Raw genomic sequence first — 24743 nt, 5'->3', positions numbered from 1 at the left:
TCACCGTCCAAGGAGAGAAATGACCGCCACGCCCCCGACGCTGGACCCCTCGACCTCCGCGCTACTCGTCATGGACTTCCAGGAAGGAATGCTCGCTTCGCTCCCTGGCCCGGCCGACCATGAGGCACTGCTGTCACGGGTGGCCGGCGCCATCGCCGACATGCGAACGCACGGCGCCACCATCGCCCACGTCCATGTCGGCTTCACCGAAGCCGATTGGGCGGCGGTCCCGCCGACCAACAAGACGTTCTCCCTCCTGAGCCGGCAGCGCCTCCTGCACCACACGGACCCCGCCACGAACATCCACCATCGGCTCGCTCCAGAGCCCGGCGACATCACCGTCCGCAAGACCCGCTACGGCGCGCTGTCCACGACGGACCTGGACCGGCGACTGCGGGAACGCGGAATCACCACCCTGGTCATCGCCGGCATCACCACCAGCGGCGTCGTCCTGTCCACCGTCACTGACGCCGCCGACCGCGACTACGGGCTCTACGTACTCTCCGACGGCGTCATGGACCCGGACCCGCAGGTCCACCAGACCCTGATGGGCGGCATCTTCCCGAGAATGGCCCACATCATCGACACCGCCGAACTGCGCTCGCTCCTACACGAGAACCGTCCCGACCGACCAAGCACCGGCGTCCCGCCCGCCGCCGCGCTCGCGGGCCAGGACGGCGATCCAACGCGCCCGGATAACCCACCAGCGTCATGAACCTGCCCGACGCCGAGTCGCCACAACCACGCACAGCGACTCTGCGTCCGGTCAAAAGGAGGGCCTCGGAGGCGCGGCGAACGCAATCCGCGCAGGCCAGGGCAGGCCGTTCCCTGAAATGTCCGCCGGGAATGGAAGCATCCCGCTCGTGATCAAGATTGCCGAAGACTTCCAGTGGACCAGCCGCTGCCCCGGTGACCCCCACGAGAACTACGCCGTGATGATGGTGCGCGGCCTGACCTCCCAAGACCTCCTGCAGAGGTTGAACGCCCGCCCGGTCGACCCGCCCCGCATCACCGGCGCCGAGAGTCTCTACGAGCACTGGATGGACGAGTGGGCGGGCGACGACGACCTGGTCGGCGTCTTCACGATCGATGACTGGGCGGTCGCCTTCGAGCCCGGCGCGCACCTGCTCGCGGACGACGACGTGCTCACCCGACTGTCGGCCGGCACCCGCCTGGTCTGCCACTCCGGCAGCGTCTACACCCAGGACCACTTCTACTGGCTGGAGAACGGCGACCTGCGCCTCTACATCAAGCCGCACTGGTCCGAGGAACGCGAGGGGACCGCCGCCGACGATCTCCTGGAGGACATGCGCGCCATCGGCTTCCGGTTCGCCGAGGACGAGGGTGAGGAGGACCCGATCGCCAAGGCATTCGCGCTGGCGGAGCACATCACCGGGGTCGGTCTCACGGAGGAGACGTTCGAGCAGGCGGTCTACCTGCTCGGCGCCGTGCCGGGCTGACCGGCATTTCGCTCTTCACTTTGATCGAAGACGGGGCCCTGAGTCTGGGATGGCCCGTACGGACGGCGGCCTGCCCGCTGCCGCTGAGATAGGTCACGGTTGTGGTTCGCGATCGTCGCCCGTCCCGGGCGGGGCGTTCGAGCGCCGCAAGGGCTCAAGAGCACGGCACCGCCTCCGGCCGACTGAAGAAGGGCCGAAGGCGGTGCCGTACGTGAGGGTCGATCAGGCGATGGCCCCGATCCGGTAGTGGCCGGCGCCCACGGGCTCGTAGTTGCGGGTCACCTCCCCCTGCACCTTGAAGCCGCCGAGGTCGTCGTCCCAGTCGGCCGTGTCCTCATCCCAGATGCGGATCTGGGCGTTGCTGGGCACGCACTTGTCGACCTCGACCCGCTGGCCCGCGGCCATCGACACGTAAGCGGCCGTAGCCGGCCAGATCTTGGTGCCGTTGCTCGTGATGTACACCTCGTCGCGGCCGGACTCGCTGACCGCGAGGGCCCGGATGCCGTCGAGGAACACCCCGGTGCCGCACTGGCCGATCCTCTTCTGGGCCGCACCCTCGTCGGCGACCGCCGCCGAGGTTCCGGTCAACGCGAGCCCTCCGGCCACCGTGACCACGGTCGCGAGCTTCGCCGCCTTCTGCCAGGTGCGCATGTCGGTTCCCTTCTGCCGCTTCCTGGAGTCCTCAGTGAAGGCGACAGCGTCTTCACCCGCGCTTCAGTTCGGCGTCACCCCACGTCAGAAGCAGAAGCCGTTCTGAAGCTCCGGACCGTGGTCGCCAACACATGGTCGCCACCGGCGACCGCATGGACCTCTCAGTGGCGAGGCTGAGAGAGGGCACGGCTCGGTGATGTCAGTCGTTCGCCCAGGGGCCGGCGAACAGGGGCCGGCGAACAGGGGCCGGCGAACAGGGGCCGGCGAACAGGGGGCGGCAGGCGGGGTGCCGGGGAGGAGAGTGCCGGGGGGCGCGTAGGCCGTCCGGGAGGATCGCGATGATGCGGTGTCGGGCCGCGGTGGCGGCCGGACGCAGGTCGGTGCGCCCCTGCCTGCGAAGTTGTTCGATTCCGCACTCAACGGCCAGATCCCCGATCTGCGGGCCGGTCGGCACGAGGTCCTCGGGCGTGACGGCGTGACGGGTCGAGCCGCCCGGGTTGGGGGAGACCCTCGGTCGTGGCTGTGACCTGCTGGTTCGGGTGCTGCCGGTGGTGATTGGTCCGGCCGCCTCGCCGGGATGGACATTGCCGGCGAGGCGGCCGTGGCACACGCCGCGCCCTCGAGGCGGCTTCGGGGGTGCGGGCGGCCGCGATCAGATCGAGGTGGCCACCTTCCACGCCGAGTGGATCGCGCCCTCGATGTAGTTGACCTCTTCGGCGTCGCCGACGAGGTGGACCTTGACGCCGGCCTGGGCCAGTTCGTCGGCGAGCGGCGCCGCCGCCGAGACGCCCGACGCCACGACGACCATGTTCGCCGGCGCGGTCAGCGACTTGCCCTCGACCGTGAACTGGACGGTCTTGCGGGTGATGCGCTCGACGGTCGCGTTGCGGTGGATCTTCACGCCCAGCTCCTTGGCGTGCTTGACGGCGGTCCAGCGGCGCGGCATCGCCATCGGCACACCGAGCTGCCGGCCCTCCTCGATCAGGGTCACCCGGCTGCCGCGCTCGGCGAGGAACTCCGCGAGTTCGAGACCGACGAGCGAGCCGCCGATGACGACGACGTACTTGCTCATCGGCAGGAACCTGAGGTACTTGCGGCTCAGGTCGCGGATCCTGGCGGGGCTCTTGGTGATGCCGACGAGACCGCCGAGCCTGCTGGCGGCACGCAGGAACAGCGGCTGGTCCGAGACGTCACCGGTGCCGGTCATCAGGCCGCGCAGGCTGTCACCGGTGTGGACGTGGGGCAGGTCGCCGCCCGGAACGCTCGGACGTCCGCGCACGGCACCCGTGGCGACGACGACGGCATCGGGCGCGAGGGCCTTGATCGTCGCGGCGGTGGCCTCGGTCTTCAGCCGGACGTCGACACCGGCCCGCCGCACCTCCTGGGCGAGCCAATTCAGCAGGCGCTCGTTGTCGGGGGTGGTCAGCGTCGAGAACCACAGCGTTCCGCCGAGACGATCGGTCTTGTCCAGCAGGGTGACGCGGTGGCCGCGTTCGGTGGCGACACGGGCGGTCTCCATGCCGCCCGGTCCGGCACCGACGACGACGACGTGCTTGGGGGTCGTGGTGCGCGGGAGCGGCAGCAGCGTCTCGTTGCCGAGCGCCGGGTTGACCGCGCACAGCGGGGTGGCGTCCCAGAAGTTCTCCTGCACGCACACGTAGCAGTTGATACACGGGCGGACCTGCTCGCCGCGGCCGGCCTTGAGCTTGTTGACCAGGTCGGGATCGGCCAGCAGCTGGCGGCCCATGGCGACGAAATCGGTGTGGCCCTCGGTGATCATTCGCTCGCCGACCTCGGGCAGCATGCGGCCGACGGTGATGACCGGAATCGACACCGCGCGCTTCACGATCGCGGCGTTGGCGGTGTAGAAGCCGACCGTGTTGGGGAGCGGGCCGTCGGTGAAGTTCGCGAACGCGTTCAGCGCGGTGCCGGTGACGTGGATGGCATCGGCACCGGCCTGCTCGAACAAGGCGGCGGCACGGGCGGCCTCGTCGGCCGTCAGCCCATCGGACTCGCCGTACTCCTGTCCCGCCACGCGCACGATGACGGCGAGGCTGTCACCGACTTCTTCCTTGACCGCGCGGATCACCTCGCACGTCAGCCGCGCCCGGTTCTCGAGCGACCCGCCGTACTCGTCGGTGCGCTGGTTGGAGTAGCGGCTCAAGAAGCCGCCGAGCACGTAGTTGTGGGCGCAGTGGATCTCGACGGCGTCGCCGCCGGCGGTCTTCACACGGCCGGCCGCCTCCGCGAACATCCGGACCAGCCACGCGAGGTCCTCGTGGGTGGCCTCATGGTGGGCGGCCTTCTTGCCCTCCTGGATCGCGGCCATCTTCCCGAGTTCCTCGGGGGTGCAGTCGATCATCGCGCTCATGTCGCCGGGAGGCTTCGGGACGGACGGCACCAGCTGCGGCCGGCCGTCGAGGGTGTCGATCCGGGCGACCTTGCCGTGGTGCACCATCTGCACGCACAGCTTGCTGCCGGCCTCGTGGACCGCGTCGGCCAGCGCCTTGAGTCCGGGGATGAACCGGTCCTCGGACAGGCCCGGCTCCTTGCGGCTGGTGCAGCCCGCCGGGTAGGCGACGGCGCAGCAGCCCGTGATGATCATTCCGGTGCCGCCCTTGGCGCGGGCCGCGAAGTGGTCTATATCGCCCTGATGGATCTCGCCGTCCTCGCAGAGGTTCATGTCCATCGCGGGGAGAACCACCCGGTTGGCCAGCGCGACGGGCCCGATCTTGCCGGGCGAGAGGAGGGCAGGGAACGTTTGCTGTCGGATCACCACCGGCAGAGGATATTTCGTGACACCTAATGTTTTTTGACGCCTTCTCGCTCAGCGGGACGTCCTCAGGGGGGAGGGGCCTGGGGCGTGCCAGGACGAGGCGATGTGCCGCGTAGACGCGCCACGGCCCTTGGATGACGGGTGTCGCAGCGGGAGCCGTCCGGCCGTCCTGGCTGCTGAGGAGCAGGCAGGAGGCCGACCGGCCCGCCGTCCCGCCGACGCACAGCGACACGGCTCGGCTTGACGGAGCGGGCCCGTGGTCATGAGGCGCACAGGAGTTGCCAGAGGTCCGCAGGGCGCCGCGAGAGCTCGTAGCCAAGGACGGCATTGCTCAACGAACCCTCCGATTGAGGCCCGTAGATTAATGGATCGAGGGTTATGCAAAAGCCTTGAGGGCGGCTTTATCTTGCCTGCGGCGAATGCGTTTGCGGTGCTGCGTCCGCTTTCGATGACCGATCTGGAGAAGGACGCGCTGGCGGGTGCACGGCGAACTATCCGCTCGGCCTCGGCCACCCGTAGATTGCCGAATTCGCACACCAGGGACCCGCCGTTGACAGCTATCCCTCGGTCACGCCCCCATGAGCCATGCGCTGGGTCGGAACGATAAATCACCTGCTTGGTCGACCTGCGGGCACATTGGCTGCCGCCCGATGCTTGCCCGCGAGCAATACGGTCCTGCCAGACCCCGCCGCCTTGTCGGTCGTAATTGCTAGCTTTGCCGGTCATGACTGCTCGTCCCGGAGGTCGATAGTGGACGTAGAGGAGCTGGAAGGGCTGCTGCGAGCCGGCCTGCCCGCCTTGCACGGGCGGTTCCGCGTGGAGCTTGCCGAGCCCGGCCTCCACCTCGCCGACGACGGATCCCTCAACGTCGGGTTGCAGTTGCTCAACGACGCCACCGGTGAGTGCGGACAGCAGGAGGTCCAGCTGGTCCCAGCGGGCCAGGATCCCGCCCGGGTCCGCTCTTACCTCCAGGCGTGGGTGCGGTCGCTGCCCTCCTTGCTGGCCTGCGCCATCGACCGCTCCGGCGGACGCTGCCTGGCCCCCGGCATGCTGGAGTTCGCCAACGCCGTCCTGCAAGACGACCAGGCCCACAGCACCGAGGAGTTCGTCGAGCGGTGCACCGATCCCAGCACCGTCCAAGGCTGGGCCATGGCCGCCGATGCCGCCAGCGCCACGCAATGGATCCGAGACACCTGCCAGAACCTGGGACTGGACGAGCACGCGGACGCACTCCTGGCATTGCGCCGCACCGGGATCGACCTCATTCCCCGTCCCGACGGCACCCTCGGGCACACCCGGCTGGGCGGCCTCCCCGACCTGCCGCCGAGCGAGCCTTGGCCGCACCGCCACGACCGCCCGATGACCCTGCTGGCACAGATCGACCTGGCGGAGATCAGCCGATGCGATGACGACCGATCGCTGCCCCCGCGCGGTCTGCTGCAGATCTTCGCGGACCTCACCGGCGATACCGCCTGGGAGGACACCGCACACGGCCCTGGCATCCGGGTCATGTTCCAGCCGCCACCGGTCCGCAGCCTGACCCTGACACCACCTCCCGCCACAGCCCGGACACTCCCACAGCGCGCGGTGGTCCCGGCGGTGGAGCTGTCGCTGCCCCCGCTGGACAGCCCCTTCTACCGCGACCAGACCAACCTGGACCTCACCGGCGACGACCCGGCCCACCCCAGCGAGCAGTACGCGGCGTTCATCGAGTTCCTCAACGAGTTCCACCCCCCATTGAGTGACGACGACCAGCCCCGGCACCGCCTGCTCGGCTACGCCGACACCCTCCAGGACGACCCTTGGCGACACTGCGCGAACATCGACCCAGGCACGCCACCCACCCAATGGCGGCTGCTCGCCCAGATCGACTCCGAACCGGACGCGCTCCTCGGCGACAACGGCATGATCTACATCTTCATCCCACGCGACGCCCTCGCGACGGGAGACTTCACCCGGGTCCGAGGCGTGTGGCAAATGCACTGACCACACTCGCAACTCGGCCGTCCGCCCGTGCCTACGCCTGGCGTTTCCAGCCGCATACTCGCTGGTGGAGTCGCGGCTAGCGCGCCCCCGCGCGCGGTGCGGCGGTCGACTCCCGCGGGATCAGGTGCGGCGGAGGGTCCGTGATCAGCACGCGGTCGGACGGCTCCTTCCCGGCGAGGGTGCCCAGGAGCAGGCCGGCCGCCGTCTCGCCCAGCTCGAACAACGGCAGCTGGACGGTCGTCAGCGGGATCGCGAGGTGCTTCGCGAACCAGGCGTCGTGGATCGCGACGACGGAGATGTCGTCCGGTACGCGCACGCCCGCCGATCGGAGCACCGTGAGCACCCCCGACGCGGTCACCACGTTGGCGACGACGATGGCCGTCGGCAGGGCCGGGCGGCGCAGGAGTTCGAGGGCGGCCGCCTCGCCGTCCTCGGGGCCCCAGCCCGCGCGGATCGCGTCGATTCGCGGCTGCCGCCCGCTCTCCTCCAGCGCGGCCTCGTAGCCGCTCTGCCGCCCGAGCGAGGTCACGGATCCCTCCGGCCCGCCGATGAAGCAGATGTCGGTGTGGCCCAGCGAGATCAGATGGCTCGTGGCGAGGCGCCCCGCGGCGGTGTCGTCGAGCCGGACCGCGGGGACGGGGGCCGTGAGGTCGGCGTTGACGAGGACGGCGGGCAGATGCCGCGAGACCTCCTCGATCAGCCGGTCGTGGTGCCCGTAGCCGACGTGCAGGATCACGCCGTCCAGGCGGCCGCGCGCGAGGAACGTGCGCAGCCTGCTGCTGTCGACGGTCAGCTGATCGGAGTCGGCGACCAGGGTGACGTACCCCGCGTCCGCGCACCGGCCGCGTACACCCTCCAGCACCGTGGTGTTCAGGGGGCTCGCGAGGTTGTGCATGACGAGCCCGATGGCGTCCGAGCGCGACTTGCGCAGGGAACGGGCGAGGCCGTTGGGCACGTAGCCGAGCGCCTGGGCGACCTCGTGGATGCGGGCACGCGTGTCGTCGCGCACGCGCACCGACGGGTCGTCGTTCAGGACGCGTGACGCGATCGTCGCCGAGACATCCGCGCGGGCGGCGACGTCCCGCAGGGTCGGCGCGGGTCCGCGTTTGTCTGGTGCCGTCGGCATCCCTCGATGATATCGGGCGGATTGACTCGGGTGCGGGCGGCCGCTACGTTCTGGAAAATCGATTGTTCACTGGTGTCGCGGCGCGGCGCCCGCATACTTGGAGACCGCGATCATGCTCAAGCCCGGACTGCGCGAGAGGTCCGTCACCTACGACGTCGCCGTGATCGGCGGAGGCCCCGGCGGATTCCCGGCGGCGCTCGCGGCCGCGAGGAACGGCGCGCGGACCATCCTGGTCGAGCGCTCCGCGGCGCTCGGCGGCGCGGCGGCCTCGGGGCTGAGCATCCTCGGCTTCCTCGACCGCTCCGGCAACAAGGCGCTGGACGGCATCCCGCAGGAGTTCATGGACCGCCTCGCCGCTCTCGGGGGCGCTCCCGGTCACTTCTGGTGCCCGGTGCACAACTCGATCTCCCCGGTCTCCTCCGACCTGGTGAAGATCGTGGCGATGCGGATGTGCCGTGAAGCGGGTGTCGACATCCTCTTCGAGAACGAGCTCATCGGTGCCGAGGTCGACGAGAACGCCCGCCTGAAGGCGGTCACCGTGTTCGGCAAGCTGACCAACACGCGGATCGAGGCCACGCAGTTCATCGACGCGACCGGGGACGGCGACCTCGCCTATCTCGCCGGCGTCCCCTTCACGCGCGGCCAGGAGGGCACCGAGATCATGCAGCCGAGCACGCTCGTGTTCACGGTGACCGGCCACGATCTCGAGAAGCTGTTCGCCTTCCTCGACGAGCGCCCCGAGGAGATGGGCATCAAGGAGGACTACGCCGACGGCTACGACGTCGACTTCCTCCGCCGGACGCGGGGGCACTGCTTCATCGGCCTGACCGACCTCGTCCGCGAGGCGCGCGAGGCCGGCGACTTCTCCGTCCCGCGCAATCAGTTCATCCACATCGCGACCGCGTCCGAGAAGCTGCTCACGATCAACACCTCGCGGGTCACGCGCATCGACGCCTCCGACCCGGTCGAACTGTCCGCCGGGCTGGAGACCGGGTACCAGCAGGTGCTGGAGATCGTCGAGTTCATGCGCAAGTACGTGCCCGGCTTCGAGAACGTCGTGATCTCGCAGATCTCGCCGGCGCTCGGGATCCGCGAGACGCGCCACTTCATGGGCAGGACCCGCCTGACGATGGACCGTCTCTACACCGAGGACACGAGCCGGAAGGCCATCGCGCAGTCGGCCTACAACGTCGACATCCACTCCGGTACCGGAGAGGGCATCGACCTCACCGTGATCGAGAAGCCCTACGGCATCCCCTACGACTGCCTCGTGCCGCAGGAGGTCGACGGACTCCTGCTGAGCGGGCGCACCATCTCGGTCGACTCGACGGTCTTCGCCTCGGCGCGCGTCATGGGCACCTGCATGGCCGTGGCCGAAGCGGCCGGGACGGCGGCCGCCATGGCGCTCGCCGCGTCGGGCGAGGTCCGTGACATCGACATCGAAGAACTGCGGGCCAGGCTCGTCGCCCAGGGGGCGATGATCCCGGCCTGAGGCGCCCGAACCACATCGGCCGCCGGCCGGGCCCGGCCGGCGGCCTCGCGTAAATCGAAGGACGAATCACGTGGTCAACGTCGCTCAACGCGAGGGCGAGGATCGGCCGGACTCGACGGAGCAGTCCCGGCGCACGTTCCTCGCCAGCACGGTCGGCACCGTACTGGAATGGTACGACTTCAATCTCTACGGCCTGGCCGCGGCGCTGGTGTTCGGCCCGCTGATGTTCGGGCAGGAGGGGGTCGGCGGCACCCTCGCCGCATTCGCCTCGCTCGGTGTGGGCTTCTTCGCGCGCCCGATCGGCGGCTTCGTCCTGGGCAACCTGGGCGACAAGGTGGGACGCAAGCCGGTCCTGATGTTCACCTTCATCGCGATGGGGCTCAGTTCGGCTCTGATCGGCCTCCTGCCGACCGCCGCGCAGATCGGCGTCTGGGCGCCGATCCTGCTGTGCCTGCTCCGGATCGTCCAGGGCTTCGCCGTCGGCGGTGAGTTCGCCGGCGCGACGCTGATGACGATGGAGAGCGCCCCGGTCCGCAGGCGCGGATTCTTCGGCGCGCTGCCCTCGATGGGCACGGGGGCCGGCTTCGTGCTCGCCACGGTCGTGTTCGCCCTCGTGTCGGCACTGCCGGACGAGCAGTTCCTGTCGTGGGGATGGCGCATCCCGTTCCTCGGCAGCGTCGTCCTGGTCGTCTTCGGCGCCGTCGTCCGCGCGCGCCTGCCCGAGACGCGCGCGTTCACCGACATCAAGGACACCGAGACCGAGCGCCGGCCGATCCTCACGGCGTTCGCGAAGCACCCGAAGGCCATCCTCCGCACGATCGGCCTGGTGATGGGCGGCGCGGTCTGGGGGTACCTGATCCAGACGTTCTCGCTGTCCTACGGAACCAGCGACCTGGGGCTGGACCGCACCCTGATGCTGTGGGTCATCGGTGTCGCCGCGGCGCTCGAGATGGTGACCATCCCGTTCTGGGGCTGGGTGTCCGACAGGGTCGGGCGCAAGAAGGTGATCGTCACGGGCGTCGTGCTGACGGCGCTGTTCGTGTTCCCGTTCTTCTGGCTGCTGAACACGCGCGAGCCGTGGCTGATCTTCCTCGCCGTCGTCATCGGGCTGCCGGTGCTGAAGGACATGATCTTCGGCCCGCAGGCGGCGTTCGCCGCGGAGATGTTCCGCTCCAGCGTGCGCTTCAGCGGCGTGAGCGCGGGCCGTGAGCTCGGCGGCGCGCTCTTCGGCGGCAGCGCGCCCTACATCGCGACGGCCCTGATCGCGGTGAGCGCCGGGGCGGTCTGGCCGCTGGCGCTCTACATCATCATCACGCTGGTGATCACGGGCGTCACGGTCATCACCGCGCCGGACAATCAGGACAAGGATCTCAACGAGATCTGAACACCGCCGCAGGGGCGATCGCATCTGCAGGGAGAGATGCGATCGCCCCTGCGGCGGTCAGGCGGTGAAGGGGCGCAGGTCGCACATCGCGCCGTGCTGCGTCACGACATAGGAGCCGATGGACACGGCGCGGCGGAGGGCCCGCTCGGCGTCGTCCCTGCCGATCCTCCGGGGTGACGGCGCCGCGAGAACGCCGTCCAGCAGGGCCGCCAGCGTCGCGTCGCCGGCGCCGGTGGTGTCCACGACGGTGACCGCCTCGATCGGCACGCGCACGTCGAAGCGCGAGGTGACCAGGCGCGCGGCGGCGGCCCCGTCCGTGACGAGCCACAGGGCGTCCGCGGCGACGGCGGAGGTGAGCGTGACGCCGAGGATGCGAAGCTCCTCCTCGGTGACCTTGATGATGTCGGCGCGGCGGAGCATCTCCCTCGTCGCCGTCAGCATCGCCTCCGGGGCCGGCCAGGCGGCCGTGCGGATGTTGACGTCGTACGAGACCAGCGTGCGGTCGCGGTCGACGGCGCCGAGGACGCTCTGCTGCACCCGTTCTCCGGCCTCGGAAGCGGCGAGGAGCGAGCTGATGTGGACCACGCGGCTCGTCTCCACCGCCCGCCGTGCATCGGCCGTCAGTGTCAGGTGCGCATCCGCCGAGGCCGAACGGTAGAGCAGGAAACCGGGCTGGACGCCGGCGGGTGCGACGACGGCGACACCGGTCGCGCGGTGAGGGTCGCGGGACACGTACGTGCAGTCGACGCGCGCGTCGCGCAGCGCGCCGAGAACGGTGTCGCCGAGCCAGTCGGCGCCGACGGCGGAGATCAGGGCCGATCGGCGGCCCAGCCCCGCCGCGGCGGCCGCGACGTTCGCCGGCGCACCGCCGGCCCGCGGCGCGTAGAGCCCGCCATCGGGCACGAGATCGATGAGCGCTTCGCCGACGCAGAGGACGTCATGGGGCGCGGTGTTCGTCAACGCGGCCTCAGCCCTGCGGCAGGATCAGCGTCTTGCAGACGCTGGCCCGTCCGGCCGTGTCGATCGCCGTGCCGGCCTCGCTCAGCGGGTACCGTCCGCTGATGAGCTCGGCGACGCGAACCCGCCCCGAGGCGATGAGCTCGATCGCGGTCGGGAAGCAGTCGGCGTAGCGGAAGACCCCGGTGATGACCAGCTCGCGCTCCTGGATCAGCGACACCGGCACGTCGAGGGCGTCGTCGCCGCCCATGCCGACGAGGACGGCGGTGCCGCCGCGCGCCAGCCTGCCGATGCCGTCGCCGGTGGCCTGGGGGTTTCCCGAGCACTCGACATGGACGTCGAACTCGCCGGCGGACGCGCCGAGCTCGGTGGCGTCGACCGTCATCGCGCCGAGTGTCTCCGCCAGCGCGCGCTTGGCGGGATCGACGTCCGTGATGACGACGGAGGACGCGCCGAAGGCCAGCGCGGTCTGCGCGGTGAGCAGGCCGACGGGCCCCGCGCCGGTGACGAGCACGCGGGTGCCCGGGGCGACGCCGGCCTTCCGGCATGCCCAGACCGACACGGCGAGAGGCTCGGCGAGCGCACCCTGCTCCACCGGCACCCCGTCGGGGAGGCGGAACGCGTAATCCCCGCGCACGGCCACGTACTCGCGCAGCGTGCCGTCGACGGGAGGGGTGGCGTGGAACGCGACGTCCGGGCACAGGTTGTAGCGCCCGCGGCGGCAGATGTCGCAGCGACCGCAGGGCACGCCGGGCTCGATGGCGACGCGGTCGCCCACCTGGTGGCCCCCCGCCTCGGGCCCGGCGGCGACGACCGTACCGGCCGTTTCGTGTCCGAGGATGAGCGGACCGGTCACCACGTAGCTGCCGATGCGCCCGTGCCGGAAGTAGTGCGCATCGGAGCCGCACACGCCGACCGCGTCGACACGCACCAGGATCTGGTCCGGAGCGAGCTCGGGGACGGGGACCTCCTCGACGGCGATCTCACCGATCCCGGTGAGAACCGCGGCACGGTTGCTGGGTGGGAGAGCAGTCGTCATCACGGCATCCTTCTGATCGACGGGACGAGCCGCCCGGCGCACGGAGGTGCGGCGCGCCGCGGTGTTCGGGCCGGGCCGTGCACAGCGTAGAAACGCGGGAGCCGGCGTTCTAGGCGGGCGATCGTCGACTTTCTGATACTTTCTTGCGCCGGAGAGGCGTCGGAAGCACGCTTGCCCGCACGGTGGTATCGGTACTCTGGTCCAATGAGCGAGACTGCACCGGCGTACCGCGAAGTGGTTCCGCGTGCGCCGGACGCGACGTTCACCTGGCGCACGCACGGGTATCCGGATCCGCTGGCGCGCTGGAACCTGCATCCCGAGGTCGAGATCCATCTCATCCGGCGCGGCACCGGCCACTACGTCATCGGCGATGCCGTGGGCGGGTTCACCGCGCCGGCGCTGTTCGTCGTGGGGGCGCGGGTCCCGCACGACTGGCTGAGCGATCTCGAGCGGGGGGAACGGATCGACGATCGCGACGTCGTGCTGCAGTTCGATCCGGAGCGGGTCGCGCGGCTGGCGGCCGCCGCCCCCGAGCTGGATCCGGTGAACGGGCTGCTCGCGAGGTCGGCGCGGGGGATCGAGTTCTCCGGAGCGACGCTGGAGCGCGCGGGCGAGCTGCTGCTGGGCATCGGCGAGCAGGACGGCGGCGCCGCGATCGCCGGGTTCCTCCATCTGCTCGCCGTGCTCGCCGGTGCGCCGGAGGACGAGTGGCGCGCGGTGGCGTCGCGTCCGGCCGACGGTGCCGCGGTACCCGCCTCCGACACGTTCGCGGAGGCGGTCGACTACATCTTCCGGAACCTGCGGTCGGGTCCGCGGCTGTCGGAGGCGGCGCGGATCGCGGGAATGTCGGTGTCGGCCTTTTCCCGGCATTTCGCTCGGGCGAGCGGCCAGAACTTCAGCGATATGGTGCGGCATCTGCGCCTGGCCCACGCATGCCGCCTGCTGGCCGACCCGAAGCGCTCCATCGCGTCGATCGCGCACGATGCCGGCTACGCGAACCTCTCGAACTTCAATCGCCGGTTCCGCGAGGAGTACGCGATGACCCCCCGGGCGTACCGCCGCCTCCTCGCGGACGAGAACCACCGGCCGGCGGAGCCCCGCGCCCAGGCCGGTCCGGCCGTCCGCGACCCGCTGCCGGTTCCGCGCTCACAGGCTGGTGGCGATGAAGACCACGAAGAGCAGGAAGACGAGCAGTAGCACGCCCAGGCAGCCGAGCAGCATCGACTGCATCACCAGCCCGCGCTGGCGCACGGTGCCGGGCGGGCCGACCTCGCCGGCCATCGCCAGGTGGGCCGGGCCGCGGTACTCCAGCGCGGGCGGCGCCCCGGGCGGCAGCACCGTCGTGGCGAGCCCCGCCTGGGTGCCCCGGAACCTCTGGAAGACCGCGACGGCAACCGGGCGGTCCGCGGGGATCTCGAACGCCGTCCGGCCCCAGTGCCGGGGATACTCGCTTCCGTCGATGCTGACGGTGGCCGAGTTGCCCGCGATCAGGCCGCGCCGCAGGTCGAGGACGAGGATCCGGCGCGGCCCGGCGTGGTGCCCCGCGTAAGGGATCGGAGGCGTGCCCGTCGGTGGCTGCATGACCACGAAGCTACCGAACCAAGCCGAACGCGGCCATGCGTTGCATTAGAAGGGAACCAGCAGCTCAAGGACCGGATTCGGGAGTTGGAGACGGAGTGCCCGATCTGGTCGGCGGGAACGGTGAGCCAGGGTGGAGTCAGGGGCGGATGGGTGTTCGCTTCGTTACCGGCTCCTATGGGCGGCGGTGAGTTCCTCCAGGACGGGAACGACCTCGTTAGGGCTGGGGCACCCGAGAATCTCCTCGCGAAGCCGCATCGCGTTCTCCTTATAGGACGGCTTCTCCAGAAGGCTTATCAGCACCTCACGCAGACGGTCCGGGGTGAATTCGGCGGAGGCGGGAATGTGGATGCCCGCGCCCAGATCCTCCAGCCGTTGCGCCCGGTAGATGGTGTCCCACACCCAGCCCGTGGCTCCCTGCGGCACGCCGCATACCCCCGCCGTCGACCAGGTGCCGGCGCCACCATGGTGGATGATCGCCGAGCAGGACGGCAGCAGCACGTGCATCGGGACGTGCTCGACCACCCGCGTGTTGGAGGGCACCCGCGACACCTCGGCGCACTCCGCGGCGGTGAGGGTGGCGACCAGCTCGATGTCGAGATCGGCGATGGCCTCGAAGACGTCCTCGACCGAGATGGGGGTGGGGAAGGGAATGCTGCGGAGCGTCTCTCCCAGCGTCAGGCACACCCGCGGCCGCACCGGCTCGGCGTCCAGCCAGCGGGGCGCCACCGCGGGCGTGGGGCCGTTGTACGGGACGTAGCGCATGGACACCGTCCGCAGCCCGAGGGGGAGCCTCATGCTGGGCGGCAGCTGGTCGATCGTCCACTGGCCGGTCATGACCTCCTCGTCGAACGTGCGGCCGAACCGGCCGAGCTTCCAGCTCAGCCACTCTCCGATGGTGTCGTCGAAGTGCTCGGGCGGTTCCTGCCGCAGCTTGTCGAGGAAGACCTGCCTGCTGTTGTGGAACGTGTCGGCGATGGAGAGCAGCCTGGCGTGGGCCGCGCCGCACGCCCGCGCGGCCACGGCGCCGCCGAAGGTGAACTGCTCCCAGATCACCAGGTCGGGACGCCACGAGCACGCGAAGTCGACCAGGTCGTCCACCATCGAATCGTTGTTGAGCTGCGAGAAGAACGTCCAGGCGAGGACGGTGTTGGACGCCTGGAGGTACTCCAGCGTCAACCGTTCGGGCCGGTTGGCCAGATAGTCGGGATCGCGGTGCATCGCCAGCATGCGGTGACCGACGGAGCCCATCATGAGCCCGAGCTCCGGGTCCTCTCCGACCTCGACCGCGGTCAGGCCGGCCCCGGTGATGCTGCCGGACAGCGCCGGCTGGCTGGCCACCCGCACCTCGTGGCCCGCCGTGCGCAGCGCCCACGCGAGCGGAACCGCGCCGTTGAAGTGGGTGTCCTGCGCGTGGGATACGATCAATACCCGCACGTGCCCTCCTCGTCTACTCGGAGCTCACCGGGAATCGGACGACGCTCCGCACGACCGGCGAACGGAGCCGGCGAACGGGTACGCCCCGCCGCGTGATCTTGGGCATGCCCTCCGCGATGGCGCGCACGGCCGTGGTCGCCCGCAGCCGCGCCAGCGGCGCCACCAGGCCGGAGTAGCAGCCGGCCAGGCTGAGATGACCGGCCTCCCCGGCTCTCGCGATCACGAAGTCGTCGGGCGCGGCGTACACGGCGGGGTCGCGGTTGGCCACCTCGACCAGGACGACGACCTCCTCGCCCGCGGCGACCGGCCGCCCGGCCAGTTCCAGATCCTCGTGCGCGATCCTGCTCTCCAGCCGGACCGGCGGGTCCCAGCGGAGCGTCTCCTCGACCGCGGCGCCCGCCAGGTCCGGATCGGCTCGGACCTCTGCCCATTGGTCGGGGTGGTCGAGCAGCGCCGCCATCGTGTTGCAGATCAGGTTGGCGGCCACCTCGCTCCCGGCGAGCGTGACCAGCATGCATATCGCCAGGAGATCGTCCGCGTCCGCCTCGGGCAGTTCGTCGCTCAGGCCGTTCCGCCGGTCCGCGATGAGTCCGGCGAAGAGGGCGCGAAGCTCGCCGATCGCGGTGAGGAGCGCGCGTGCGAGCGGGAACGGCTGCGGAACGGTCCCCGCGTCCAGCGCGATCGCGGTGTCGGCGCACAGCCGGCCGAACCTCTCGCGTTCCTCGGGCGGTACGCCGAGGAGGCGGGCCGATGACGCGACCGCCAGCGGCCTGGCCAGATCGGCCATCAGATCGAACGGGCCGTCCATCGAACCCACGACTGAGCCCACGACATCCGCCACGGCCGGCACATGCCGATCGGCACGGCCCTCGCCGAGCACCGGCTCGGCCAGCCCGCGCAGCCGCTCGTACGCGGCCGATTCCATGGTCAGATGGGCCTCGTCGAGGGGGAGTACGTGGCACACCACCGGTGCCGTCCACGAGTCCTGGTCGAGATGCTGTTGCGGGCCGTCGGGGTGGCACGGGCTCAGCCGCGGATCCCTCAGGACGCGGGCCGCCAGCGCGTGATCACTGGCCACCCACGCGCCCAACGTGCTCCTGTGCAGCGCGCCATGCTCGCGCAGACGGCGCAAGAGCGAGAGGCGATCGTCGTCGCTCGCCCTGAGGAGCAGCGCGTAGGGATCGTCCTCGGCCCCGGCCAGCCATTGGACACCGCGCATGGTCAGCAGGTGTCGCCCGAGTCGATTATCGGTCAGAACCATTGTCATATCGCCAGCCTCGCGATTTCTGTCAGCTCCACGCGCCAGCACAGGTGGTGCGGTGCCTCCGGCCAGGTTCGTGGACAGTGAGACTCAGAGTCGGTGACGGTGCTCGAGATCGGCACGAGCGTTGATGGTGCTGGCAGCTGCCTCCCGGGGGACGCAGGGCGTGGGGGCTCGTCAGCGGGACAGCACCCGGGCCAGCACGTCGCGCAGCACGGCACCGGGGTCGTCGGGGGTGCCGCGGGTGCGCCAGGCGACGATCCCGTCCGGGCGGACCAGGCTCGCGCCGGACGGTCCGATGCCGTAGCGGTCGGCGAGGTCGCCTTCGGGGTCGCCGAGGTCCTGGCCGGGACGGTAGGCGTCCACCCGGACGCCCAGCTCCGCGCCGGCCTGCTTGGCGGCCTCCGGCCACGGGGCCCCCTGCGGACCCGCGATCAGCACGAAGCCGTCCCCGAACAGCTCCACGGTCGAGACCTTCTCGCCGTCCCGCGTCAGCCACACGTGCGGGGCGCGGAACCCCGGCCGCCCGCTGGGACGCAGCGGGTCCTCCGCCGGGGCCGGGTCGTCGTCCTCCGCGAGGACGGCGCCCGAGCGGTAGCGGAAGCCGAGCAGGACCTCGGCCATGCCCTGTCCCGGCGGGACCTCGTCGAGCAGATGCGGTGCCATCCGGGAGGCGTAGATGTGCATCGCCTCGGCGACGACCAGGTCGGCGGCCTGCCTGCGCTCGATCTCGTAGCTGTCGAGCAGCCCGGGGCCGGCCTCGCCCAGGCTCACCGCGGCCAGCTTCCACGCGAGGTCGAAGCCGTCCGCGACGGCGGCGTTGCCGCCCATCCCGCCGGTCGGCGGGACGACCTTCGCGGCGTCGCCGGTGAGGAGGATCCGGCCGTCCCGCCATCGCTCCGCGATCTCGGCGACCATCTCCAGCGACTGGATGTCGAGCAGGTCGGGCTCCAGGCCGGGGTCGTTCACCGCGATCCTGATCAGCTCGGTGATCCGGGCAGGGGTCAGCTCTTCCGCGGACTCGCCCCGTTCGGGGTCGTACTCCACGAAGAACGTGTACCGGTCCGGCCGGTCGGTGGGCCCGAAGTTGCCGGTGAAGCGCGGGTTCTTCAGGTAGTACCAGCCGGTGGAGCCGGGCGGCAGCACCGCCGTGAGGTCGGCCTCGAAGATCACGCCGACCATGTGCGACAGGGTCCCGTGGCCGTGCCGCGCGATCCCCAGCCGTTCGCGGACCGGGCTGCGGTTGCCGTCCGCGGCGATCATGTAGGCCGCGCGCACGGTGCTCTCGGTGCCGTCGCGGACGTCCCGGACGCGAGCGGTCACCCCGTCCTCGTCCTGCTCGAACCCGACCAGCTCGGAATGGAACCGGACGGTCGCGCCGTACCGCTCCGCCTGTTCGAGCAGGATGGGCTCCACCTTGTCCTGGGCGGCCATCGCCCACCCCATCGGCGTGCAGGGCGCGGTCGCCTTGACCATGTCCTCGAAGCTCTCGGCGAAGGTCGCGAACACCTTGCCGCCGACGGACTCCGCCACCTTGATCGTGAACTCGCCCTCCATCCCGCGGATGTCATCGACGCTCCGGATGGCGTCGGCGACGCCGCCGATGCGCATCAGCTCCATCGTGCGCGGGTTCTGCCCGGCGGCCTTCGGGAAGATCGACGTTCCCGGATGCCGCTCGACCACGTGCACGCTCACCCCGCGCCGGGCCAGGAACATCGCCGCGGACAGGCCGCTGAGCGCCGCACCGACGATGAAGACGTCCACCTCTGTGTCTGCCACGAATCCTCCAGAATGTGCGCTGCGCCGGCTACCGGCTCATACGGGGCGGTAGCGATGCTCGGCGGTCAGTTTCTCCAGCTGCGGGACGATGTCGTTCGGCGTCGCCATGTCCGCGACCTCCGCTTGCAGCCGCTTGGCGTTCTCGGCGAAGGACGGTTCGGTCAACAGCCGCCCGACCTTCGCCGCGACCGCTTCTGCGGTCAATCCCGACAGCGGTGCCTGGAGGCCGGCTCCGATCGCCTCGATCCGGTCGGCGGTGGCCTCGGTCTGCCAGCCGAACGTGAGGAGAAGCTGGGGGACGCCATGGAGTTCGGCGGTGGACCTCGTGCCGTTGCCTCCGTGGTGCACGACCGCCGAGCACGTGGGCAGCAGGTCGGTAAGCGGTACGAAGTCGACAAGGCGCACGCTGTCGGGGAGTTCGCCGAGCTGCTCCCGCTGTGACTCGTTCACCGTGGCCACGACCTCGATGTCGCCGAGACTTGCCAGCCCCCGCAGGATCATGGGCAGCGGCTCCTCGCCGAAATCGGAGCCGCCCGCGCCGAGCGTGACGCACACGCGCGGGCGCGCGGGCGGCTCGCGCAGCCATGCGGGTACGGACGAGGCCCCGTGGTACGGAACGAACCGCACCGGGACCGTCCTCAACCCCAGATCGCCGCGCATCCCGGCCGGGGTCGAGTCGATCGTCCACTGCCCGGTCACCATGTCCTCGTCGAAGGGGCCGCAGCCCAGGCGCTCCAGCGTCCACCCGAGCCATTCGGCGGTGGGGTCCTCACGGTGCTCCGGCGGCAGTTCCCGGGCGAGCCGGAGGAACTCCCGGCGGGCCAGCGGCGCGACCTCCGGACCGGACACGATCCTGGCGTGCGCGGCCCCGGCCGCCTTGGCGACGATCGCGCCGGCCAGGGTGTAGGGGTCCCAGAGGACGAGGTCCGGCCGCCACACGCGCGCGAACGCCACCAGATCGTCCACCATCTCGTCGTTGCTCAACGCCGCGTAGAGCGTCGGCACCATGATGTTCTCCAGGGCCAGCAGCGACTCCCACGTCCACCCCACGCCGCCGCTGGCGGTGAAGTCGAAGCCCTGGACGTAGGCCGACCCCTCGTCCCAGATCCGGGCGAGCAGGTCATCGGGAGAGTCCAAGGACCATTCGACGGGAACGACGGTCAGGCCGGTACCGGCGATGGTGTCGACGAGCTGCGCCTGGCTGGCCACCCGCACCTCGTGGCCTGCGGTACGCAGCGCCCAGGCGATGGGAACCATGGGGTAGTAATGGGTCGGATGCGGCAGGGAGGTGAACAGCACCTTCATCGTCGTCTTCTCCGGTGTGGATCAGTTCGTGCGGACGGGCATGCGGAGCAGGGCCCGGGTGACGGGCGCCCTGCGGCGCCGGAGCACGGGACCGGACAGGCGAAGCCGCGGGAACCTGCCGGTGATCACGCGAACGGCGGCCTCGGCCTGGGCCTTGACGAGCGGTGCCACCAGGGCGTGGTGCGGGCCGAGCGGCACCGGCGGCCCTTCCTCCCCGCTCCGGTCGAGGGCGAACCGGTGGGGATCGGTGAAGACGGCGGGGTCGCGGTCGGCGGCGCCGACGGCGAGCACGACCCGGCTGCCCGCGGAGACCCGCTGCCCGGCGAGTTCGACATCCCGTTGGGCGATCAACGCCTGCAGGTGGGCCGGCGGGTCGAAGCGGAGCGTCTCCTCGACGGCCCGGGCGGCGCGGTCCGGGTCGTCGGAGAGCGCCGTCATCGCCTCCGCATCCTGGAGCAGGGCCAGCATGGTCTTGGTGACGACGTCCGCGGCCGCGCGCACGCCGACGATCGCGTGCAGCCCGGCCACCACCTGGGCGTCCGGAGGCCGGAGCGATCGGAGGCCGCTATCGGATCCGGTGACGAGCGTGCCCAGCTCCTCCATCGCCGAGAGCAGGAGACGCGTCTCGGCCGGCCGCTGCGGGCAGAGCAGGGCGTCGACGGCGATGCTCGCCGCCGCGCAGCATTCGGCCAGCCGCGCCCGCCGGGACTCCGGCAGCGCCAGAAACTCGCCGAGCACCTCGGCGGGGACCCGCTCGGCCAGGGCGACCAGGTCGAACTCGTCGCCGGCGGCACCGGTCGCCCGCTCCCACGCCTCGCCGAGGAACGATCGCCGTTCCTCGGCCGCTCGTGCCCCCAGCACGGGTGCGGCCATGTCCGCCAGCCGATCCAATTCCTGCCGGGAGACGTCGAGGCACGTTCGTTCCCGCGGCAGAACCTGTCGCGGGAGCTCCTGCGGGTCCGGCCGCCCCTCCACGTCGCACACGTCCAGATCGCGGTGGCCGATCAGCTCCGCCACCCGCCCGTGGTCCGCGGTGACCCAAGAGCCGAGACGGCTTCGCCACAGGGGGCCGCGCTCGCGCAGCCGGGGATAGAGCGGGGTGGGATCGTCGTCGAACCCGCGCAGCAGTGATGCGTACGGGTCGCCGTCCCCGGTCACGAAGGGCGTGCCGTTGGCCGAGTACAGCCACTGCGCCGCCTGGGTCAGGTGGAGGTGCCGGCCCAGCTCCGCGTCGGTCAGCACGACGTCGTCCCCGTCCCGGCCGGCTGTCCCGACCGGGCTTCGCGAGCGTCGGCCGAGCGGACATGGGCGAGGATCGCCCGGGAGAGCGGTTCGTGCACCGAACCGGGGAGCGCGTGCCCCATCCCGGGGATCTCCACGAGGCGGGCGCCGGGTATCAGGTCGGCGAGATGCCGCCCGTGCGGCGGCGGCGCGATCGGGTCGTTCATCGCCTGGATCACCAGCGTGGGGACGGTGACGCCGGCGAGCTCGGCGCCGCGCGAAGTGGGGGGCAGCGACACCGTGTAGTGCGCGGTGGGCTCGGCCAGCGACCCGGCGTGCTCGATGGCCCGCTCCTCCCAGCGCCGGTACTCGGCGCGGTCGAAGGGCAACTCGTCCCCGAAGAGCATCTGCCACTTGGTCACCCGCTGGTCGAGCACCGCCTCCCTGCCCTCGGCCGGCCGGGACATCATCTGCAGCATGTCGAGGAACACCTGCCGGGGCAGGGGGTACCCCTCCAGCGAGGCCTCCCCGGCCATGGCCCGCTCGAGGTTGGTGTCGAAGTCGATGTCGAGCGCTCCGCCGAGCATCACCGACATGCTGCGCAGCCGCTTCGGGTGGTCCAGCGCCATCACCTGCGCGATCGTCGTCCCCATCGACAGGCCGACGATGTGCGCGGCCTCGATCTCCCACCCGTCGAGGACCGCGACGGCGTCGGCGGCCAGGTCGTCGAAGTCGTAGGGGTGCTCGGAGAAGTCGCGCCAGGTGGAGCGTCCCGTGTCCCGGTGGTCGTATCTGATGACGTGGTAGCCCCCGGCGGCCAGCAGCTCGACGAACTCGGCCGGCCAGCCCATGGCGCTCAGGTTGCCGCCCATGATGAGGAGGATCGACGGGTTCCGGGGATCGCCGAAGCCCTCGCTCCACAGCTCGACATCGTTGGCGGCGACTGTGCGTTCCGTCATGGTCGTCCTTCTCTCGATTCTCGAATGGACATGTCCTCGCCTACGCCGATGTCAGGACCAGGAGCGAGAACTCAAAGGGCAGGACGGGGGACTTGAGCGGCACGACGGATTCCACGGCCAGGCCCGCGTCCGCCGCCAGCGCGGTGTACTCCTCACGGGTACGCACGCGGCCGCCCGAGAACGCGAGCATGCGCAGGTCCAGCAGCGTGCCGAAGAACGGGTCCGCCGCGGAATCCGGCTGGTCGAGCCGTTCGATCAGCATGATCCGGCCGCCGGGTTCGAGCGCGCCGGCGCAGTTGCGCAGGATCCGCAGGGCGTCCTCGTCCGACCAGTTGAGCAGGACGAAGGCGACGGCGACGACGTCGGCCCGCACGGGTAGCGGATCGAAGAAGTCCGCTTCCAGCAGCGCGATCCGATCGGTCAGACCGGCCTTCTCGATGGGCTCGCGGGCCCGGGAGAGAGGACCCGCCAGTTCCAGCAGCGTGCCCCGCACGTGCGGCGCGTGCCTGGCGATCCTGATCAGCAGTGCGCCCGTACCGCCGCCCACGTCCAGGACATGCCGGACGCCGTCCCAGTCGACGGCGGTGACGGACGTGTCATAGCCGTCCTCGTCCGTCGACATCAGCGCGTCGAACGAGGCGCCCAGCTCGGCGGTGCCCGACAGGTCCTCCCAGAACGGGAGGCCGTACATGACCGGATACGCCGGCCGTCCCGTGCGTACCGCTTCCAGGAGGTGGACGAAGGACAGGTCGGCATGGGCGACGGCCCCGGTGAGGTCGAGCCAGGCGCGCTGCTGCGCGGGATGGTCGTCGGCGAGCAGCAGACCGAGGCGCGTGGGGGAGAGCGTTCCCGACGGGTCCTCGTCCAGGACGCCGACGACCGTCAGATGTCTGATCACCCTGCCGAGCGGGCCCGGGGCCGCGCCGGTCACCGCCGCGAGGGCCGCCGCGTTCCGCGCTCCCGCGTTGATGTGGTCGACCAGGCGAAGTGTCGCCGCCACCCGGACGGCCATGGGCGTCACCAGGTTGCCGAGCTGCTTCAGCAGTACTTCCAGGTCCTGCGGTTCAGGTCGGGTGCCAGCCACCTGCGGTGCTCCTTCCAGAGAGCTCGGTGTCGCCGGATTCGAGCGCGGTCTCCACGGCGCATGCGCGAGTGCTCGCCAATGGCTGTGAACGGAACGTCCGCGCGTTCTTCACCCGGATGGTGGAGGTAGGGCCGTGCGGCCATCGTCACGACCGGAACTAGCAGTGGGGTCGAGCGCGGCTGGACCGGCGGAACGGGGCTGACCGGCGGCGCTCGACCGCCAGTTGAGAGCGCCCCGCCATGGTGGGGGAGTCCCAGCCCGCTCGGGTGGTTCCGCACCAGCAGGGAGAAAGCCTTGGACACGTCGTCCTACAAGACAAAGGTCACCGCGGCCTTCAGCCGGGCCGCGGCGACCTACGATCGGATGGGCGTCGAATTCTTCACGCCCATGGGCAGGCGCCTGGTCGAGCGGGTCGCCCCTCAGGCCGGGCAGCGCGTGCTGGACGTCGGGTGCGGCAGGGGCGCGGCCCTGTTCCCGTCCGCCGAGCTGGTGGGGCCCGAGGGCAGGGTCCTCGGCATCGACATCGCCCCGACCATGATCGACGAAGTGGCGAAGGAGGTCGAGCGCCGGGAATTGGCCAACGTGGACCTGGCCGTGATGGACGGAGAGCAGCCCGACCTGCCCGCGCGCTCGTTCGACATCGTCACGGGAAGCTACAGCGTCATCTTCTTCCCCGACGCGCCCGCGGCCCTGGCCAGGTACGCCGGCCTGCTCGCGGACGGCGGCCGCATCGGCTTCACGAGCCCGGTGTTCACCGACGACACCTTCCCCTTCCTGCCGCCGGTCTTCACCGAGTTGATCCCGGCCTCGCTGCTGTCCGACCTTCCTCCCGAATGGCGGCCCGACAGCCTGCGACGCAGGTTCAACAGCTGGCTGGGAGACGTGGACGAGCTGGTGCGCACCATGAACCGGGCGGGGTTCACGGCCGTCGCGGTGAACGACGAGCCGGTGAACCTGGTCGCGGAGTCCGGGACGTCCTGGGTGGACTGGTCCCATACGCAGGGCATGCGCCTGCTGTGGGAGCATCTCGAACCGCCGGCGCGGCAGCGGCTCCGCGAGCGACTCATCACCGGGCTGGACGCCATGCGCGACGGCGACGGCCGGCTGACCATCGAGACCCCGGTCCGGTACGTCATCGCCACGCGCTCCAGGTAGCCGGCCGGCGCGCGTCCGGGCCGGGCGCCCCCTCCAGGGGCCCGGTGGCCACCCGCTCGATCTGATCGTCGGTCATCGGCGGCGGCGGCCGGC

At 70.8% G+C, this 24743-nt stretch carries 20 protein-coding genes; 7 read left to right on the top strand and 13 right to left on the bottom strand.

Translation table 11 applies throughout. The features are described 5' to 3' along the window. Window positions 1-19: 19 nt before the first annotated feature. Together AB0881_RS07135 and AB0881_RS07130 are read left to right on the top strand one after the other, a co-directional pair. Window positions 20-715, top strand: a complete 696-nt coding sequence (locus AB0881_RS07135; protein WP_366614961.1) for a cysteine hydrolase — start codon at window positions 20-22, stop codon at window positions 713-715. Window positions 716-863: 148 nt separating this feature from the next. Then, a complete protein-coding gene (locus AB0881_RS07130; RefSeq protein ID WP_366614960.1) occupies window positions 864-1460 on the top strand; it encodes a DUF6461 domain-containing protein in 597 nt (198 codons plus the stop codon). A gap of 222 nt (window positions 1461-1682) precedes the next feature. Here AB0881_RS07130 and AB0881_RS07125 read toward each other — a convergent pair whose 3' ends face one another. Together AB0881_RS07125 and AB0881_RS07120 are read right to left on the bottom strand one after the other, a co-directional pair. Beyond that, on the bottom strand, window positions 1683-2111 hold the full coding sequence (locus AB0881_RS07125; RefSeq protein ID WP_366614958.1) for a hypothetical protein: 429 nt from the start codon (window positions 2109-2111) through the stop codon (window positions 1683-1685). Between the two features lie 652 nt (window positions 2112-2763). Then, entirely contained in the window at window positions 2764-4887 is a 2124-nt protein-coding gene (locus AB0881_RS07120) for an FAD-dependent oxidoreductase (protein WP_366614956.1), read from the bottom strand. Window positions 4888-5637: 750 nt separating this feature from the next. Here AB0881_RS07120 and AB0881_RS07115 point away from each other — a divergent pair. Beyond that, window positions 5638-6873 carry a YwqG family protein gene (locus AB0881_RS07115; RefSeq protein WP_366614954.1) on the top strand — a complete coding sequence of 412 codons (1236 nt, stop codon included), beginning with the start codon at window positions 5638-5640 and terminating at the stop codon, window positions 6871-6873. Window positions 6874-6949: 76 nt separating this feature from the next. Here the strand turns inward: AB0881_RS07115 and AB0881_RS07110 are convergent, their stop codons facing one another. Further along, window positions 6950-7999 (bottom strand): LacI family DNA-binding transcriptional regulator, encoded by a 1050-nt coding sequence (locus AB0881_RS07110; protein WP_366614952.1) that lies wholly within the window; start codon window positions 7997-7999, stop codon window positions 6950-6952. Between the two features lie 112 nt (window positions 8000-8111). Here AB0881_RS07110 and AB0881_RS07105 point away from each other — a divergent pair, with 112 nt between their 5' ends. Both AB0881_RS07105 and AB0881_RS07100 read left to right on the top strand, forming a co-directional pair. Continuing rightward, window positions 8112-9491, top strand: coding sequence for an FAD-dependent oxidoreductase (locus tag AB0881_RS07105; RefSeq protein WP_366614950.1), 1380 nt, complete (start codon window positions 8112-8114; stop codon window positions 9489-9491). Between the two features lie 70 nt (window positions 9492-9561). Next, the gene (locus AB0881_RS07100) at window positions 9562-10875 is read left to right on the top strand and encodes an MFS transporter (protein ID WP_366614948.1); all 1314 of its coding nucleotides are present in this window, start codon (window positions 9562-9564) and stop codon (window positions 10873-10875) included. 57 nt (window positions 10876-10932) lie between these two features. Here AB0881_RS07100 and AB0881_RS07095 read toward each other — a convergent pair whose 3' ends face one another. Further along, window positions 10933-11835, bottom strand: a complete 903-nt coding sequence (locus AB0881_RS07095) for a PfkB family carbohydrate kinase (RefSeq protein WP_366614946.1) — start codon at window positions 11833-11835, stop codon at window positions 10933-10935. A gap of 7 nt (window positions 11836-11842) precedes the next feature. Then, window positions 11843-12871 carry an NAD(P)-dependent alcohol dehydrogenase gene (locus AB0881_RS07090; RefSeq protein WP_366614944.1) on the bottom strand — a complete coding sequence of 343 codons (1029 nt, stop codon included), beginning with the start codon at window positions 12869-12871 and terminating at the stop codon, window positions 11843-11845. Between the two features lie 171 nt (window positions 12872-13042). On the opposite strand from AB0881_RS07090, the gene AB0881_RS07085 reads away from it, so the two are divergent. Further along, window positions 13043-14068, top strand: a complete 1026-nt coding sequence (locus AB0881_RS07085; protein WP_366614942.1) for an AraC family transcriptional regulator — start codon at window positions 13043-13045, stop codon at window positions 14066-14068. Here AB0881_RS07085 and AB0881_RS07080 read toward each other — a convergent pair. The 8 genes from AB0881_RS07080 to AB0881_RS07045 form a co-directional block, all read right to left on the bottom strand. Further along, window positions 14018-14452, bottom strand: a complete 435-nt coding sequence (locus AB0881_RS07080; RefSeq protein ID WP_366614940.1) for a hypothetical protein — start codon at window positions 14450-14452, stop codon at window positions 14018-14020. The two genes, AB0881_RS07085 and AB0881_RS07080, sit on opposite strands and share 51 nt — an antisense overlap. 162 nt (window positions 14453-14614) lie before the next feature. After that, window positions 14615-15886, bottom strand: coding sequence for an activator-dependent family glycosyltransferase (locus AB0881_RS07075; RefSeq protein WP_366614938.1), 1272 nt, complete (start codon window positions 15884-15886; stop codon window positions 14615-14617). A 13-nt stretch (window positions 15887-15899) separates the two neighbouring features. After that, window positions 15900-17147, bottom strand: a complete 1248-nt coding sequence (locus AB0881_RS07070; RefSeq protein WP_366614936.1) for a P450-derived glycosyltransferase activator — start codon at window positions 17145-17147, stop codon at window positions 15900-15902. Between the two features lie 177 nt (window positions 17148-17324). Beyond that, window positions 17325-18926 (bottom strand): aklavinone 12-hydroxylase RdmE, encoded by a 1602-nt coding sequence (gene rdmE, locus AB0881_RS07065; RefSeq protein ID WP_366614934.1) that lies wholly within the window; start codon window positions 18924-18926, stop codon window positions 17325-17327. A 36-nt stretch (window positions 18927-18962) separates the two neighbouring features. Then, window positions 18963-20231: an activator-dependent family glycosyltransferase gene (locus AB0881_RS07060; protein ID WP_366614932.1), complete on the bottom strand. Its 1269-nt coding sequence runs from the start codon at window positions 20229-20231 to the stop codon at window positions 18963-18965. 21 nt (window positions 20232-20252) lie between these two features. Beyond that, window positions 20253-21473, bottom strand: coding sequence for a P450-derived glycosyltransferase activator (locus AB0881_RS07055; protein WP_366614931.1), 1221 nt, complete (start codon window positions 21471-21473; stop codon window positions 20253-20255). Then, window positions 21467-22411: an alpha/beta hydrolase gene (locus tag AB0881_RS07050; protein ID WP_366614929.1), complete on the bottom strand. Its 945-nt coding sequence runs from the start codon at window positions 22409-22411 to the stop codon at window positions 21467-21469. Before AB0881_RS07050 ends, AB0881_RS07055 begins: the two co-directional genes overlap by 7 nt. Before the next feature lie 40 nt (window positions 22412-22451). Continuing rightward, window positions 22452-23495, bottom strand: coding sequence for a methyltransferase (locus AB0881_RS07045; RefSeq protein WP_366614927.1), 1044 nt, complete (start codon window positions 23493-23495; stop codon window positions 22452-22454). A 294-nt stretch (window positions 23496-23789) separates the two neighbouring features. On the opposite strand from AB0881_RS07045, the gene AB0881_RS07040 reads away from it, so the two are divergent. Beyond that, the gene (locus AB0881_RS07040) at window positions 23790-24650 is read left to right on the top strand and encodes a methyltransferase domain-containing protein (protein WP_366614925.1); all 861 of its coding nucleotides are present in this window, start codon (window positions 23790-23792) and stop codon (window positions 24648-24650) included. Window positions 24651-24743 lie beyond the last annotated feature (93 nt).

It is taken from the genome of Spirillospora sp. NPDC029432, from assembly GCF_040703975.1.
GTDB lineage: Bacteria > Actinomycetota > Actinomycetes > Streptosporangiales > Streptosporangiaceae > Spirillospora.
Note: the sequence above shows the minus strand (reverse complement) of the source record. Positions and strands in the feature narration are given on the sequence as shown.

What these genes read in the sequence shown, in the direction of transcription:
- AB0881_RS07135 (WP_366614961.1), top strand. Translation starts at nt 20, where the DNA reads ATGACCGCCACGCCCCCGACGCTGGACCCCTCGACCTCCGCGCTACTC.
- AB0881_RS07125 (WP_366614958.1), bottom strand. Translation starts at nt 2,111, where the DNA reads ATGCGCACCTGGCAGAAGGCGGCGAAGCTCGCGACCGTGGTCACGGTG.
- AB0881_RS07110 (WP_366614952.1), bottom strand. Translation starts at nt 7,999, where the DNA reads ATGCCGACGGCACCAGACAAACGCGGACCCGCGCCGACCCTGCGGGAC.
- AB0881_RS07105 (WP_366614950.1), top strand. Translation starts at nt 8,112, where the DNA reads ATGCTCAAGCCCGGACTGCGCGAGAGGTCCGTCACCTACGACGTCGCC.
- AB0881_RS07090 (WP_366614944.1), bottom strand. Translation starts at nt 12,871, where the DNA reads ATGACGACTGCTCTCCCACCCAGCAACCGTGCCGCGGTTCTCACCGGG.
- AB0881_RS07080 (WP_366614940.1), bottom strand. Translation starts at nt 14,452, where the DNA reads ATGCAGCCACCGACGGGCACGCCTCCGATCCCTTACGCGGGGCACCAC.
- AB0881_RS07070 (WP_366614936.1), bottom strand. Translation starts at nt 17,147, where the DNA reads ATGGTTCTGACCGATAATCGACTCGGGCGACACCTGCTGACCATGCGC.
- AB0881_RS07060 (WP_366614932.1), bottom strand. Translation starts at nt 20,231, where the DNA reads ATGAAGGTGCTGTTCACCTCCCTGCCGCATCCGACCCATTACTACCCC.
- AB0881_RS07050 (WP_366614929.1), bottom strand. Translation starts at nt 22,411, where the DNA reads ATGACGGAACGCACAGTCGCCGCCAACGATGTCGAGCTGTGGAGCGAG.